Origin of the sequence: Rhodococcus sp. 27YEA6 (genome assembly GCF_044908235.1) — a bacterium.
Taxonomy (GTDB): Bacteria; Actinomycetota; Actinomycetes; order Mycobacteriales; family Mycobacteriaceae; genus Rhodococcus_F; species Rhodococcus_F qingshengii.
Map to the genome: position 1 here is coordinate 393,144 of NZ_JBIYCY010000004.1, position 14,839 is coordinate 407,982.

Here is a 14,839-nt window from a genome sequence, read left to right on the forward strand (position 1 = left end):
AAAACGCTACTCCCCGCCGAAGACCCTCTCCACCACTGCTTTTGCCCGACGCGTGATGCGCAGGTAATTGTCGAGGAACTCCCCTGCGTCGTCGCCGTATCCAGCGACCTGCGCCACCGCCGCGAGAACACGGCCCGGGCCGGGAAGCTGATCGGTCGGCTTCCCCCGCACCAGAACGAGGCAGTTGCGTGCCTTCGTCGCGGTGATCCAGGCGTCACGCAGCAGTTCGACGTCACCTTCGCTGAGCAGTTCCGCGGCGCCGATGGCGTCGAGAGTCTCGAGGGTCGACGTGTTGTGCAGCGACTCGATCTTGTCGGCATGGCGCAGCTGCAGCAGTTGCACAGTCCACTCGATGTCGGCCAGACCGCCGCGACCCAGTTTCGTGTGCGTCGCCGGATCGGCTCCGCGCGGGAGCCTTTCGGAATCGACTCGCGCCTTGATGCGCCGGATCTCGCGCACCGCCGCATCACTGACGCCGCCCTCGGGGTAGCGGGTCTTGTCGATCATGTGCAGGAACCGCAGTCCCAGTTCAGGATCACCGGCAACCGGGTGCGCACGAAGCAGCGCTTGAATCTCCCACGCCTGAGCCCACTTCGCGTAGTACGCGTCGTAGGACTCGAGAGTGCGCACCATCGGACCGTTACGGCCTTCCGGACGCAATCCGGTGTCGACTTCGAGCGGCGGATCGGTACTCGGTGCCCCGAGGAGCTTGCGGACCTTGTCGGCAATGCTGTTGGCCCACTTGACCGCAACGGTCTCGTCGACGCCCTCGCGGGGTTCGCACACGAACAGAACGTCCGCATCGGATCCGTAGCCGAGTTCCCCGCCGCCCAATCGGCCCATGCCGATGACGGAGAAACTGGCGGGAGCCTCGGTCCCGAGTTCGGTGACGCTGGCCTTGATCACCGCGGAGAGCGATGCATTGAGCACCGCGGCCCACACCGAGGACAGCGCCTTGCAGACTGCAGGAACATCGAGCATGCCGAGGATGTCGGCCGAAGCGATGCGCGCAAGCTCGTGTCGCCGCAGCGAGCGGGCCGCAGCAACAGCACGATTGGGATCACTGTGTCGGCCGGAGGCGGTGAGGATTCCGCGAGCCACATCCTCGGGCTTCGGCTCGACCAGGCGCGGCCCGCTCGGTGAATCCGCGAACAAACGGATCACGTCGGGAGCCTTGATGAGCAGGTCGGGTAGGTACGCCGACGAGCCCAGCACGGTCATCAGACGCTCGGCCACCGCAGCCTCGTCACGGAGCAGGCGCAGGAACCACGTCTGGTCGACGAGCGCGTCCGAGAGCCTGCGGTAAGCGAGCAGCCCGGCATCGGGATCCGGTGTGTCCGCGAGTGATTCGAGCAGAGTCGGCAACAGGAGCGCTTGAATGCGACCCTTGCGTGAAGCGCCACTCGTCAGTGCAGTCAGATGCCCGAGAGCATGCTCGGGTGCCGTGTAACCGAGAGCGGCCAACTGGCGAACCGCGGCTTCTGGCCCCAGGACCAGTGCTTCCTTGTCCATCCGCGCCACCGATTCGAGAAGCGGGCGGTAGAACAACTTGGCGTGCAGGCGGCGAATCCGATGCGAATTCCGCTTGATCTCGGCGCGCAGGACTCCCAGGGAATCCAGACGACCGTCGGGTCGCATGTGCGCGGCGCGGGCCAGCCAACGCAGCGCTTCCTCGTCGTCCGGCGGCGGCAGGGTGTGTGTGCGCTTGAGCTTCTGTAACTGCAGACGGTGCTCGAGCAGACGCAGGAATTCGTACGACGCAGTCAGGTTGGCGGCGTCGTCGCGGCCGACGTATCCACCCGCCGCCAATGCAGTCAGTGCATCGACGGTGCTCTGGACATGCAACGAACTGTCGGCGCGCCCGTGCACCAATTGCAGGAGTTGGACGGCGAATTCGACGTCGCGCAAACTTCCGCGGCCGAGTTTGAGTTCACGCTCACGCAGTTCGGGGGGAACCATTTCCTCGACGCGTCGACGCATGGCCTGGACTTCGGGGACGAAGTCCTCGCGCTCGGAGGCGATCCACACCATCGGGCTCATCGCCTCGGAGTACTGGCGACCGAGCTCCATGTCGCCGGTCATCGGACGAGCCTTGAGCAGTGCCTGGAACTCCCAGGTCTTGGCCCAGCGCTTGTAGTACGTGATGTGGGATTCGAGGGAGCGAACCAATTCTCCGCGCTTGCCTTCGGGCCGCAGCGCAGCATCGACCTCGAAGAATGCGGAGGTACCGATACGCATCATCTCACCGGCAACGCGACTGGCCGTCGCATCGGCCGGTTCGGCGACGAACACGACGTCGACGTCGGAGACGTAGTTCAGCTCGCGCGCACCACATTTGCCCATGGCGATCACGGCGAGCCGGATCGGACAGCTGCCCTCGGGACACACCGTTGCGATGGCCACCGCAAGTGCAGCGGTCAGCGCGGCGTCGGCCAGATCGGAAAGCTGGTGCCCCACAGTCTGATACGGCACCACCGGCTCGTTCTCGACGGTCGCCGCAAGATCAGCCGCAGCCAGCAGCATCAGCTGGTCCTTGTAGCTCTTACGCAGAGCAACAACAGCTTCCGGCCCGGTTACCGTGGCGCGGTAGGTCAATGAACCTTCGGTGGCACCCTCGTCGACAGTTGCACCCACGACCTCGAGCAACGCTGCAGTCGCCTCGTCCTTGGTCGGCAGAGCGGTGCCGTCGAGCAGTTTCCAGCCGATCGGATCCGCGGCCAGGTGGTCGCCGAAGGCCGACGACGCACCCACGAGTGCGAACAAACGGCCGCGCAGGCTCTTGTCCTTGCGCAGGGCCTGATCGAGTTCGCGCCACCCGTCGCCGAGCCCGTCCTTGATCCGCACAAGGGTGCGCAGAGCGAGGTCGGCGTTCGCGGCACGCGACAGCGACCACAAGAGTTCGATGCTCTCGGCGTCGACCCAACCGAGCTGACGCAACTCGTCGGCAGCGGTGGGCTCGACCAGCCCGAGTCGACCCGGTCCTGGAACTGCTGATCTCGCAGCGGGCGGTTTCACCGTCACAGACCGAGGTAGGTCTTGAGCTCGAACGGCGTCACGTGGCTGCGGTATTCCTCCCACTCACGACGCTTGTTGCGCAGGAAGAAATCGAAGACGTGCTCGCCGAGTGCTTCGGCCACGAGCTCCGACTTCTCCATCTCGCGCAGAGCGCTGTCCAAGTTGCTCGGCAGTTCCTTGTAACCCATGGCGCGGCGCTCGGCGGAGGTCAACGACCACACGTCGTCTTCTGCCTCGGGCGGCAAGGTGTAGCCCTTCTCGATGCCGCGAAGACCGGCAGCAAGCAGGACCGCGAAAGTCAGGTACGGGTTGCAAGCCGAGTCTGGGCTACGGATCTCGACGCGGCGCGAGGACGCCTTGTTGGGCGTGTACATCGGGACGCGAATGAGAGCCGATCGGTTGGACGGGCCCCACGACGCGGCAGTGGGTGCCTCTCCCCCGTGGACGAGTCGCTTGTACGAGTTGACCCACTGGTTCGTGACCGCACTGATCTCGTTAGCGTGCTCGAGGATGCCGGCGATGAACGCCTTGCCGGTCTCGGAGAGCTGCATCGGATCGTCCGGATTGTGGAAGGCGTTGGTGTCGCCCTCGAACAGGCTCATGTGGGTGTGCATCGCGGAGCCGGCCTGATCGCTGAACGGCTTGGGCATGAAGCTTGCCCGGACGCCTTCACCGATCGCGACCTCCTTGACGACGTACCGGAACGTCATCACGTTGTCGGCCATCGAGAGTGCGTCGGCGTAGCGCAGATCGATCTCCTGCTGACCCGGCGCGGCCTCGTGGTGGCTGAACTCGACCGAGATGCCCATCGACTCGAGTGCGTCGATGGCGTGGCGGCGGAAATTCGGAGCCGAATCGTGCACGGCCTGGTCGAAGTATCCGCCCGAGTCGGCCGGGATCGGCGGAGTGCCGTCGATCGGGCCGTTCTCCAGAAGGAAGAACTCGATCTCCGGGTGGACGTAGCAGCTGAAGCCCAAGTCGCTGGCCTTGCTCAGCTGGCGACGCAGTACGTGGCGCGGATCGGCCCACGACGGCGAACCGTCGGGCATCGTGATGTCGCAGAACATGCGAGCGGAATGCTGCGCACCGTCCTTGTGCGCCCACGGCAGGATCTGGAATGTCGAGGCGTCGGGCCGAGCGACGGTGTCGGCTTCGGAGACTCGAGAGAATCCCTCGATGGCGGAACCGTCGAATCCGATTCCCTCCTCGAAAGCGCCTTCGAGTTCGGCGGGGGCGATCGCCACCGATTTGAGGTACCCGAGAACATCGGTGAACCACAAGCGGACAAACCGAATGTCGCGCTCTTCCAGGGTACGAAGCACGAATTCTTTTTGGCGATCCATGCACGCGAGACTAAGCAAGCCACGTTAAATCTGTGTTACATCAGTGGTCCCGGTTAACAGAGTGATTGGTCACCATCGAATAGGCGCAGCGTACGGCGTCGCGCCGGTTAACATGTCAGACCCTCTTCCGGAGCCTTCAAGTAAACGAAGTAGTCGACGACGGCATCGTCGACGCAGGAGTTTCCGTCCAGAACCACCGTGTGTTGGGTTCCGTCGAACGTGATCAGAGCAGCGCCCAACTGCTTCGCGAGATCCACTCCGGCCTGATACGGGGTCGCCGGATCCTGCGTCGTGGACACGACGACCAGCTGCGGCAGACCGGCGTCAGCGAGCGCCTGGGGGTCGAGCGCGTGAGGGCTGCCGGTAGCCGGAACGGGCCAGAACGCGCACAGGTCGAGCGGCGCTTGACCCGTCCCGCGGCCGTCGTCGAGGAACGGCGCCGCCTCGCGGTACCGAGTGTCGGATTCGCCGGCCTCGGCGCGGTCGGTGGTTGCCGGATCGTCCACGCAGCGAATGGCGTTGAACGCGTCGTTGATGTTGGAGTAGCTGCCGTCATCCTCACGGCCTTCGTACATGTCGGCGAGATTGAGCAGCGAGTCGCCGCGTCCGTCGGCCAGACTCGACAGACCCCCACGCAGCGGCGTCCACAACTGTGGCGAGTACAGAGCTTGCTGCACGCCCGTGATCGCGTCGGAATAACTCAGCCCGCGCGGATCGGTGGTCTGTGCCGGCTTCTCGATCAACGGATCGACGAGTGCCTGAAAGCGTGCCTGCGCCTGCGCCGGATCATCACCCAGCGGGCAATCCGTTCGCGAGACACAGTCGGCGACAAAGGCGTCGAACGCGCCTTGGAAGCCCTGCCCCTGCAAGACCACTTCGTCGACCGGATCCTGCTCGGGGTCGAGCGCGCCGTCGAGGACCATCGCTCGGACGTTCTGCGGAAAGGTTTCCGCGTACGTGGATCCGAGCCGGGTCCCGTACGAGAACCCGAGGTAGTTCATCTTCGGATCGCCGAGAACGCCCCGAATGACGTCCATATCTCGCACCACCTCGTAGGTACCGACATGAGCGAGGAACTCCGTACCGGTCCGCTCAGCGCACTTGGCGGCGTAGTCCTTGCTGTCCGCCTCGGCGAGAGCGATGCCCTCCGGCGTCATGTCGACGTTGACCTCCGCACGCTCCGCGTCGGTCTCCTCCGGCGTCAAACACCGAACCTGCGGGGTCGACGCCCCGATCCCCCGCGGATCGAAGCCGATCATGTCGAAACGTTCCTGCAATTCGGTGCCCGAACCCGAGGTCGCCATCGACAGCCCGGACCCACCCGGCCCGCCGGGGTTCAGCAACAGTGAGCCGATGCGGTCGCCGGTTGCCTTCGAACGCGAGATCACCACCTTCGCGGTGTCGCCGTTCGGATTCGCGTAGTCGACGGGAACGCTCACCTCGGCGCAGTCGATCCCACGCCCCAGCGGCGCAGTTCCTTCTTCGACAAATTGGTCGCACGAACCCCAGTCGAGCGTCTGCTCGTAGAATTTCTCGAGGCCGGACGGCACCGCGGACGCGGCAGAACCAGCAGGTTCCACTGATTCGGGCGTGCCTTCCGAACTGGTGCAACCGACAACCAACACGAGCACTGCTGCGCTTCCGGCGAGGGCACCGGAGAGGCGAACGAACTTCGACATGCCATCGATGGTGCCAGGAAACCGCGATAGCCAGCGGTTCGCCTCGTCTCGGCACCTACCTGATACGCGCGCGGTGATGTGACCCATTGCACCCCGTCAACTATTCGTGTCGGCGATGTCCGGTGGCAGACTGAACACGTCATCACCCACACCCGGGGACCCGAAGGCGATCAACGCTCAGGGCCTCGAGGCCAGAAAGGGACAACGATGTCCGAAACACCTCTCTACGGTTCTGTACCCAGTGCAGTTTCTGTACCCACTGCAAGCTCTACCGATGCACCGAAGCGTAAGACGCGCATTCACCACCTCGCCGAGATGAAGCAGAACGGCGAACGCTGGTCGATGCTCACCGCTTACGACTACTCCACGGCACGCATCTTCGAAGACGCAGGCATCCCGGTGCTGCTCGTCGGCGACTCTGCCGCCAACGTCGTCTACGGCTACGACACCACCGTGCCGATCACCGTCGACGAACTGCTCCCGCTCGTGCGTGGCGTCGTTCGCGGCGCGCCGCACGCACTCGTCGTCGCCGACCTCCCCTTCGGCACCTACGAGGGTTCCGCCGAGCAGGCCCTGGCGACTGCCACACGGTTCATGAAGGAAGGCCTCGCGCACGCCGTCAAACTCGAGGGCGGTGAGCGGATGAGCAAGCAGATCGCGGCAATCACCTCGGCCGGCATCCCCGTCATGGCACACGTCGGATTCACCCCGCAGAGCGTGAACTCGCTCGGCGGATTCCGCGTCCAGGGTCGTGGCGACGCGGCCGAGCAACTTGTGGCGGACGCCATTGCAGTCCAGGAAGCCGGGGCGTTCTCCGTCGTCATGGAAATGGTTCCGGCCGAGATTGCGGGCCAGGTCAGCCGCAAACTCACCATCCCCACCGTCGGCATCGGGGCCGGTTCCGAATGCGACGCTCAGGTACTCGTCTGGCAGGACATGGCGGGTTACACGAGCGGTAAGACAGCCAAGTTCGTCAAGCGTTTCGGTAACGTCGGTGACGAACTGCGTTCCGCAGCCGCAGCCTATGCATCAGAAGTTCGCACTGGCGCTTTCCCGGCCGCAGAACACAGTTTCTGATCCGAGACCGGCGAACGCCGCCTGTCTCTCAACCAGCCAGGGGTGCGTTCAATGATCGGTAACCGTCGAAGTTTTACTGCCGCAGCTGTAGTCGGTGCGGCAGCTCTCGTCACGGTGCTGAGCGGATGCGCGGGAGGGTCCACCAACTCTCCCGCGCCCAGCAGCACTACGCCCGCGAGTTCCACCACGACGGCGCCGGCAACAACCGCGTCCGGTTCGACGTTCACCGACGCTCAAGTCCAGCAGTTGTGCTCGGATATGGAAGGGCAGCTGCAGAACTGGCGGACCGTCACCCCGACGCTCGGCAAGGGCGGACTGAACACGATCGTCATCACGTGGGCGACGCAGAACGGCATCAACCTGCTCGATCTCGCCCAGAACCGCGAAAGCATCGACGCGGCAACCTCAGCCGCGTGCCCCGACGTCCGGAGCGGCGCGATTTCCGCACTCGAGATCCCCGATCTCGCCTCCGGGCTGGTGGGCTTCTGATGAGCGAAACGTCAGCACCGCCGTCGGCTCTGCGGAGTCTCTATCCCCCGATCGAGCCTTTCGTCACCGGCTTCCTCGATGTCGGTGACGGCCAGAGCATGTACTGGGAAGTCAGCGGAAATCCGGACGGCAAGCCGGTGGTGTTCCTGCACGGTGGCCCCGGCGGTGGTGCGCAACCGGCGGTACGCCAGTTCTTCGATCCGGCCGCATACCGCATCGTTCTACTCGACCAGCGCGGCTGCGGGCGGTCCACCCCTCACGTTGCCGACGGCGCCGACCTGTCAGTGAACACGACGGACAAGCTGCTGGCCGACATCGAAGCCCTGCGTGAACATCTTTCGATCGACAAGTGGATGGTTTTCGGCGGGTCCTGGGGTTCCACGCTGTCCATCGCCTACGCCGAAACGTTTCCCACGCGCGTCACTGAGCTGGTCCTGCGCGGGATCTTCCTCCTGCGTCGTAGCGAGATCGACTGGTACTACAACGGCGGCGCGGGAAACATCTTCCCGGAGCGCTGGGACAAATTCCTCGAACCGGTACCCGAGGCGCAGCGCGGCGAAGACCTCGTCGCGGTCTATCACCAACTGCTCCATTCCGAAGACCCCGACGTCGCAGCCCGGGCAGCGATCGCCTGGTCGGCCTGGGAAGGATCGACGAGCTACCTGTACCCACAGGCGGACAAGATCGAACAGAACTCCGAGACCCGGTTCGCCTTGGCTTTCGCCCGTATCGAGAACCACTACTTCGTCAACGGCGGGTTCTTCGACGAGAACCAACTCCTACGCAAAAGCTCCGCACTGCACGGCATTCCGGGGACGATCGTCCAGGGCCGCTACGACGTCGTCTGCCCGGCCACCAGCGCCTGGGCGCTGCACAAGGCGTGGCCCGAATCCAAGCTCGTGATCGTCGACGACGCCGGACACTCCGCCATGGAGCCCGGCATCATGCATCATCTGGTGGAAGCCACCGATTCTTACCGGTAACTCCCTACGCCGGGAACGTGAATTCCACCGTCCGTTTGACGGTGTCGACGGCGGTGAGTCGCACCTTTGCGCGCTCACCGTCGTCGGGCGTTCCGACGCATTTCGCAATCACGGCGACCGACGGGACAAACACTTCCGCCGAGCGCTTTCCGTCCTTGGCGCGCATCACCACTGCGTCGAAGACCTCGCCGACCCGGCCGTCGAGCAGCGTGGACTCGGTCAGATCGATGCACGCACGGTCGACCTTGTTCGCCAGCGAGTCGGACCCACTCATGATGTCGGGCAGCTCGGGAAGGGCAGTGCGCGCCCATTCCGGTACCGGCGTACCAGCTGTGATCGCCAGACACACCTCGGTGCTGAAGCGGTCGGACAGCCGGCGCAGCGGAGCAGTCACGTGAGCGTAGGGCGCTCCGATCCCCGCATGCACCGTCAACTCCGGTAGTCGGCCGTCGAAGGCTGCGTAGTCTGCGCCGCGCAGCAACGACGGCGCAACCGACATCAGCGCCATCGTCGACGGCTCGTTGGAATCGAGTCCGGCAAGAATCTGCCCGACGCTTTGCCCCTCCGGCCACGTGATACCCAGCGCCACTGCAGTTCTCCGCAAGGTCCGAACCGCGGACTCCTCGGCCGGCGGCAGCGTGCGAAGCAACCCGATACCTGCGTCGATCATCATGCGGCCAGCACACATCCCGGTCAGCAGCGACACTTCTGCGTTCCAGTCGTCCGCTTCGGTGCGTGGCTCCAGTTCGATCCGCCAGCGAGCCGAGGACTCGTCCTCCGGCTGATCCCGAACCACTGACTGCTCGGGCAGTTTCAGCTCGATGGCACCCCTGGCAACCGCCGAGACACTGCGCAATCGTCCGAACTCCGGTAGTGCGGCGATGGACGGATGCAAGGTTCCCGCGTCGGCATCGCGCTGCACGGTCGAATAGTCCAGACGTGCCACCGATTTCACCAGAGCGCGTCTCACCTGCCACGACGTCGGCTCGGCCTGCGCGTCGAGTTCGATCCGCCACAGCGCGGCGGGACGAACCACGTCCGGCAGCAGACTCGCCGATCCCTCCGACAACGCTCGGGGATGCAGCGGGACGGAACCGTCCGGGAGATAGAAGGTTTGGCCCCGCTTGCGGGTTTCGATGTCGAGAGCGCCACCCGGCGTCACCACCGCCGCGACGTCGGCGATCGCGTAGTGCACGACGTACCCGGTCGAGGTCTTCTCGATGTGCACTGCCTGGTCGAGGTCCATCGATCCGGGAGGGTCGATGGTCACGAAGGCGATACCCGTTTCGTCGACACGCCCGGCACCGAAACGATCCACGGCATTCTCGGCCTCGGCCTGCGCCGCAGCCGAGAATGCTCCTGGCAAGTCGAACTCCGCCCGAACCACTCCGAAGTCGATTCCCTGCACCATCATTCGACTTGCGGGCACGCATCCTCCATGATCGGTTCGGGCCGGTGTAGCAGCAGTACCGGTCCCAGTTGTTCGAGTCCCGGCTGTTCCAAGGCTCAGTTATTCCAAGGCTCAGTTGTTCCAGTCTTCGTCTGCCCGATCGGCGGCTTTGTTGCGTTCGGCAGCGATCTTCAATGCATGCTCGGCAGAGTCCCGATCAGGGTACGGCCCCATCCTCGTCAGCGAGGACGCACCCTTTCCCTGCGTGACGGAACCGTCGGACACGTCGAAGTACCAGAGTCGATCTTCATCAGTCATATCCACAGTGTGACATCAGAGTGAGATAGAAGCTTGTAGATCGCTGTGAGACTGATATTCTTTCTACTTGGCCTGGCAGGTGAGAACCGGACATTCGAACGGTGAGTTCTGCTTGAATGCCCAACACAAGCTACGAACAGAAAATGGAGTGCGCATGTCCGCAATTCTTTACGATTACCTCCTCCCGCTCATGGGCCATGACGCGGCAACGTACTGGGCTACGCTGCTGGTCATCAAGCCTGTCTGACAGCTTTTCGAACAAGGAAGACCCCCACCGATCCGGTGGGGGTCTTCTTTTTCTCACTGTGCAGATCGCGGGCGGACGAGTCGGCGTGTAAGCCGGATCCTGTCCTGCGGCACCGAAGTGCCGAGTGGCGACCATCCATCTGGGCACACCGTCGCCGGGTGCCTCGAGCGGTTCACCCGCAGGCTCGGGCGAGCAGCCCTCGAACACCTGCGCAGCCGCACCGCGAGCGATGCGACCTTCAACCTTGCTCCGGGCGGGGTTTACCTAGCCACCCCGGTCACCCGAGGTGCTGGTGCGCTCTTACCGCACCGTTTCACCCTTACCTGCCTCGAAAGGCAGGCGGTCTGTTTTCTGTGGCACTGTCCCGCGAGTTGCCTCGGGTTGCCGTTAACAACCGCCCTGCTCTGTGGAGTCCGGACTTTCCTCGGCCCCAGGCCTGTGCGCGATACGCGCTGGTTCCAGAAGCCGCGGCCGCCCGGCCAACTCGTCCGCCCCCGTATGCTACCGGGCGCCTGTCGGTGGCCGGCACTATGGTCACCGTATGACTCGGTACGTGGCCCTGCTACGCGGTATCAACGTGGGCGGCATCAACATCAAGATGGCGGACCTGGCGAGAGTCTTCGGTGACCTCGGATTCCAAGGGGTGAAAACCGTGTTGGCCTCAGGCAACGTTCTGTTCGACAGTCCGAGCACCGACATCCCGACGCTGAAGAAACAGATCGAATCCGCCCTTGCCCGCGAGTTCGGCTACGAGGCTTGGGTGTTCGTCCTCGACCTTCCGACACTGCAGGCGATCGTGGACAACTACCCGTTCGAGCGCGAACGCGAGGGTTGGCACGCTTATGCGATGGTTGCCTCCGAGCCGGAAATCCTGGAGGAATTGAGCACTGCGGCAGCGCAACTCGATGCCTCGGTCGAGCGTGTGGCGGCAGGCGACGGAGTCTTGTACTGGGAGGTCGAGAAGGGGCAGACCGTCAAGAGCGCGTTCGGCCGGAACACCGGAAAACCGAAGTTCAAGGCGTTCACCACAACCCGAAACCTGAACACGCTCTACAAACTGCTCAAATGACGCTCGCCCCGACACGGAGCACCAACGCGTGACTCTTCTTCCCATCCTGCTCGTCGCCGCCGTACTCGTCTTTGCGATAGTGCGTCCACGCGGGCTTCCCGAGATCGTCATCGCCGGGCCGGCAGCCGTCATCGTTCTCCTGACCGGCGTCGTAACTCTCGACGAAGCCCGCGAAGAACTGACGAGCATGGCACCCACCGTCGTCTTCCTGGTTGCCGTGCTGGTTCTCGCTCATGCCGCGGACGCTCTCGGCGTCTTTCGCTGGGTCAGCCAGATCCTGCAGCAAAAATCCCTCGCCGATCCACACCGGTTGCTGATTTACGTTTTCGGCGCCGCTGCCCTGACCACGGCGGTCCTGAGCCTCGACGCCACCGTCGTGCTGTTGACACCCGCGGTGATCGCGGCCGCACGATCCATCGGAGCAAGTACGCGGCCCCATTCCTATGCCAGTGCGCACCTGTCGAACTCGGCGTCGACGCTCCTGCCGGTATCGAATCTGACCAACCTCATCGCGTTTGCCGCAACAGGTTTGACGTTCTTGCACTTCACCGCATTGATGGCGTTGCCGTGGGTTGTGACGATCGCTGTCGAGTACCTGATTTTTCGACTGTTCTTCCGTTCGGAACTCGCGCGGGGCGACAGCGCCGAACCGCCGGTGGCAGCCAGATCTGCGCCTGCGCCGATTCTGCCGCTGACGGTGATCGGAATGACGCTGCTCGGTTTCGCGGTTTCGGGTTTCTTCGGGATCGAGCCCGCCTGGATCGCGGTGGTGGGTGCGAGTGTCCTGGGAGCGATCGCTCTGTCTCGGCACCGTACGACCGCCGCCAAGATGCTCTACGCTGCCGACCTCTGGTTCTGCGCGTTCGTCCTGGTTCTCGGAATCATCGTCGCCGGAGTCGCGAACGGGCCGGTGGGTGAATGGATTGCGCAGATCCTGCCAGGCGACACCAGCTACGGCTCGCTGCTCTTTGTCGCCGCGGTAGCGGCGGTTGCGTCCAATCTCGTCAACAACCTGCCGGCAACCTTGCTGATGATCGCAGCGCTCGGAACGGCGGCACCTCCAGCGCTGGTGCTTGCGATGTTGATCGGCGTCAACCTCGGCCCCAACCTCACCTACGTGGGCTCACTGGCAACGATGCTCTGGCGACGAGTCGCCACCAGCGCGGGCGCACCGCCCACGCTGGCGACATTCACTCTGCTCGGGGTCATCACGACGCCACTGACATTGCTCGCCGCCGTGAGTGCCCTGTGGTTGGTGATCTGATCAGAGGCTGATCAGCCGTCGGGGCTCTTTCAGCGAAGGTGTGACGTGTCGTTGACCAACCGGACCGAGGCTCCCCCGTCGGGATAGAACTCGGTGATACTCAGCGACGCCAGATCCAGATGCAACCGATACAGCAACGACGGCCCGGCATCGAGGGCCAGCTGCACCAAAGTCTTGATCGGGGTGACGTGAGAGACGACCAACAGCGTCGCGCCGCCGTAGGTCGAGATCAGGTCGTCACGCGCGGCGACGACTCGTTCGCGTACCTCGTCGAAACTCTCGCCGCCCGGTGGACGCACCGAAGTGTCCGAGAGCCATTCGCGATGCAGGTCCGGGTCACGCTCGGCTGCCTCGCGGAACGTGAGTCCGTCCCAGTCGCCGAAATCGGTTTCGATCAAACCCTTGTGCTCGACGACGGGTAAACCGAGCACGCGGGCCGATGCCTCTGCCGTCTCACGGGTTCTGCCGAGGGGTGAGCAGACGATGGCGTCGATACCGCCTCGGTTCCCGAAGCGTCCGGCTGCGCCGGCAGCCTGCGCGCGGCCCAGTTCCGTGAGCTCCGGATTCCCGCGTCCGGAATACCGGCGATCGACCGACATCGCTGTCTGTCCGTGACGTAGCAACAACATTCGTGTCGGCTTGCCGGTGGTGGCGATCCATCCCGGAGAGCCGGCGATCTGCGGCTCCGACGTCTCTTCGGACGGCGCGGCGGGTGCGGGGGCTGCGGTTTCGATGCCGGCAGCCGCGTCCATCGCCTCGTTGGCAAGACGATCGGCATGAGAGTTCTCGCCGCGAGGAATCCACGTGTAGGTCACTCGCGAGAACTGCGTCGCCAGCTCGGCAGCGCGCCGCTGCAGCGGAATCATGTCCGGGTGCTTGACCTTCCAGCGCCCGGACATCTGCTCGACGACCAACTTGGAATCCATGCGGACGTCGACCGTCGACGCGCCGAGCTCACCGGCAGCGGTCAACCCGGCGATCAGTCCGCGGTACTCGGCGACGTTGTTGGTCGCGATACCGATGCTTTCCTTGCGTTCGGCCAACACCGAGCGCGAGGCGTCGAACACCACCGCTCCGTAGCCGGCCGGACCGGGATTGCCCCGCGATCCACCGTCGGCCTCGACGATGACCTGCGAGAGAGTCACAGACCGGACTCCTTGGTACGCACCATGATTGCATTGCACTCTGGGCAACGAACTACGACGTCGGCCGGTGTCGCGGCGATTCGGGAGATCTCGCCGCGGTCGATCTCGATCCGGCAAGCGCCGCATCGGCGTGCCTGCAGAAGCGCCGCGCCCGGTCCGCCCAGGCTGCGCTGCTTCTCGTAGACAGCAAGGAAATCGGCGGGGAATTCACCGACGAGTCGTTCACGATCGGCGGCACAACGCTCCTGCGCCTTGTCCAGATCAGCGACGGCATCGTCGCGGCGACGCTTGGCGTCGATCAGCTCTTCTTCGGCCTGGGACAGCTGGGCACCGGCGTGATCGTGATCGGCCTGCAACGCCTCACGCTGCTCCATCACTTCGAGCAACTCGTCTTCGAGAAGCCCCTGACGCCGGACCAGGCTGCCGAGTTCGTGTTCGAGTTCGGTGAGCTGCTTCGCCCCGACCGACCCGCTCTGCAAGAGTGTGCGGTCACGATCCTCGCGCTGACGAACCGCGTCGACCTCGCCTTCGAGCTTGCGAATGTCGCGATCGATGTCGTCGATCTGGATTTCGACGGCTACGGACGCGTCTTTACGGCTGATTCGCTCGGCCTCGAGACGTTCGACTTCCTGCTGCTCGGGAAGCGCTCCGCGTCGGTGGGTGATCCGAGTGAGCTCAGCATCCACCCCGGCGAGGTCGAGAAGCTTGGATTGCACCTGTGGTTCGACGTTCACGCTGTATAACTCCTGCTGTAAGTCCGATGTCGGCAGTGCTCGCGAAGGACGGCTCTCGAAGAACTGCTCTTGAATTGTTCGTGCAA

Annotated in this window: 12 protein-coding genes and 1 other RNA gene; 5 read left to right on the forward strand and 8 right to left on the reverse strand. The window is 64.2% G+C overall.

The genetic code is table 11. From position 1 onward, the window contains the following. Positions 1-6: 6 nt before the first annotated feature. From ABH939_RS14460 to ABH939_RS14470, 3 genes are all read right to left on the reverse strand, one after another. Positions 7-3,021, reverse strand: a complete 3,015-nt coding sequence (locus ABH939_RS14460; RefSeq protein ID WP_042921890.1) for a bifunctional [glutamine synthetase] adenylyltransferase/[glutamine synthetase]-adenylyl-L-tyrosine phosphorylase — start codon at positions 3,019-3,021, stop codon at positions 7-9. Beyond that, the gene (locus tag ABH939_RS14465) at positions 3,018-4,358 is read right to left on the reverse strand and encodes a glutamine synthetase family protein (protein ID WP_003941637.1); all 1,341 of its coding nucleotides are present in this window, start codon (positions 4,356-4,358) and stop codon (positions 3,018-3,020) included. The genes ABH939_RS14460 and ABH939_RS14465 overlap by 4 nt, the downstream gene beginning before the upstream one ends. 107 nt (positions 4,359-4,465) lie before the next feature. Continuing rightward, a complete protein-coding gene (locus tag ABH939_RS14470; RefSeq protein WP_007735453.1) occupies positions 4,466-6,037 on the reverse strand; it encodes an alpha/beta hydrolase in 1,572 nt (523 codons plus the stop codon). A gap of 207 nt (positions 6,038-6,244) precedes the next feature. On the opposite strand from ABH939_RS14470, the gene panB reads away from it, so the two are divergent. Genes panB through pip form a run of 3 tightly spaced genes read left to right on the forward strand, consistent with a single transcriptional unit; the run spans position 6,245 to position 8,586 of the window. Next, the gene (gene panB / locus ABH939_RS14475; RefSeq protein ID WP_007735454.1) at positions 6,245-7,114 is read left to right on the forward strand and encodes a 3-methyl-2-oxobutanoate hydroxymethyltransferase; all 870 of its coding nucleotides are present in this window, start codon (positions 6,245-6,247) and stop codon (positions 7,112-7,114) included. Between the two features lie 51 nt (positions 7,115-7,165). Further along, positions 7,166-7,603, forward strand: coding sequence for a hypothetical protein (locus tag ABH939_RS14480; protein WP_225320065.1), 438 nt, complete (start codon positions 7,166-7,168; stop codon positions 7,601-7,603). After that, entirely contained in the window at positions 7,603-8,586 is a 984-nt protein-coding gene (gene pip / locus ABH939_RS14485; protein WP_404649738.1) for a prolyl aminopeptidase, read from the forward strand. The genes ABH939_RS14480 and pip overlap by 1 nt, the downstream gene beginning before the upstream one ends. Before the next feature lie 4 nt (positions 8,587-8,590). On the opposite strand, the gene ABH939_RS14490 is transcribed toward pip, so the two are convergent. The 3 genes from ABH939_RS14490 to rnpB all read right to left on the reverse strand — a co-directional run bounded on the left by ABH939_RS14490 (position 8,591) and on the right by rnpB (position 11,028). Then, positions 8,591-10,000: an RNB domain-containing ribonuclease gene (locus ABH939_RS14490; RefSeq protein ID WP_064113243.1), complete on the reverse strand. Its 1,410-nt coding sequence runs from the start codon at positions 9,998-10,000 to the stop codon at positions 8,591-8,593. A gap of 108 nt (positions 10,001-10,108) precedes the next feature. Then, positions 10,109-10,294, reverse strand: coding sequence for a hypothetical protein (locus ABH939_RS14495; RefSeq protein ID WP_007735457.1), 186 nt, complete (start codon positions 10,292-10,294; stop codon positions 10,109-10,111). A gap of 319 nt (positions 10,295-10,613) precedes the next feature. Beyond that, an RNA gene (gene rnpB, locus ABH939_RS14500) (RNase P RNA component class A) lies at positions 10,614-11,028 on the reverse strand. A 54-nt stretch (positions 11,029-11,082) separates the two neighbouring features. On the opposite strand from rnpB, the gene ABH939_RS14505 reads away from it, so the two are divergent. Together ABH939_RS14505 and ABH939_RS14510 are read left to right on the forward strand one after the other, a co-directional pair. Next, a complete protein-coding gene (locus tag ABH939_RS14505; protein ID WP_007735458.1) occupies positions 11,083-11,610 on the forward strand; it encodes a DUF1697 domain-containing protein in 528 nt (175 codons plus the stop codon). A 28-nt stretch (positions 11,611-11,638) separates the two neighbouring features. Then, positions 11,639-12,874 (forward strand): SLC13 family permease, encoded by a 1,236-nt coding sequence (locus ABH939_RS14510; protein WP_042445760.1) that lies wholly within the window; start codon positions 11,639-11,641, stop codon positions 12,872-12,874. Positions 12,875-12,903: 29 nt separating this feature from the next. Here the strand turns inward: ABH939_RS14510 and ABH939_RS14515 are convergent, their stop codons facing one another. Both ABH939_RS14515 and ABH939_RS14520 read right to left on the reverse strand, forming a co-directional pair. Further along, the gene (locus ABH939_RS14515) at positions 12,904-14,019 is read right to left on the reverse strand and encodes a bifunctional RNase H/acid phosphatase (protein WP_007735460.1); all 1,116 of its coding nucleotides are present in this window, start codon (positions 14,017-14,019) and stop codon (positions 12,904-12,906) included. Next, a complete protein-coding gene (locus ABH939_RS14520) occupies positions 14,016-14,753 on the reverse strand; it encodes a zinc ribbon domain-containing protein (RefSeq protein WP_003941604.1) in 738 nt (245 codons plus the stop codon). The genes ABH939_RS14515 and ABH939_RS14520 overlap by 4 nt, the downstream gene beginning before the upstream one ends. Positions 14,754-14,839: the final 86 nt, after the last annotated feature.

What these genes read in the sequence shown, in the direction of transcription:
- ABH939_RS14465 (WP_003941637.1), bottom strand. Translation starts at nt 4,358, where the DNA reads ATGGATCGCCAAAAAGAATTCGTGCTTCGTACCCTGGAAGAGCGCGAC.
- ABH939_RS14470 (WP_007735453.1), bottom strand. Translation starts at nt 6,037, where the DNA reads ATGTCGAAGTTCGTTCGCCTCTCCGGTGCCCTCGCCGGAAGCGCAGCA.
- panB (WP_007735454.1), top strand. Translation starts at nt 6,245, where the DNA reads ATGTCCGAAACACCTCTCTACGGTTCTGTACCCAGTGCAGTTTCTGTA.
- ABH939_RS14480 (WP_225320065.1), top strand. Translation starts at nt 7,166, where the DNA reads ATGATCGGTAACCGTCGAAGTTTTACTGCCGCAGCTGTAGTCGGTGCG.
- pip (WP_404649738.1), top strand. Translation starts at nt 7,603, where the DNA reads ATGAGCGAAACGTCAGCACCGCCGTCGGCTCTGCGGAGTCTCTATCCC.
- ABH939_RS14490 (WP_064113243.1), bottom strand. Translation starts at nt 10,000, where the DNA reads ATGATGGTGCAGGGAATCGACTTCGGAGTGGTTCGGGCGGAGTTCGAC.
- ABH939_RS14495 (WP_007735457.1), bottom strand. Translation starts at nt 10,294, where the DNA reads ATGACTGATGAAGATCGACTCTGGTACTTCGACGTGTCCGACGGTTCC.
- ABH939_RS14505 (WP_007735458.1), top strand. Translation starts at nt 11,083, where the DNA reads ATGACTCGGTACGTGGCCCTGCTACGCGGTATCAACGTGGGCGGCATC.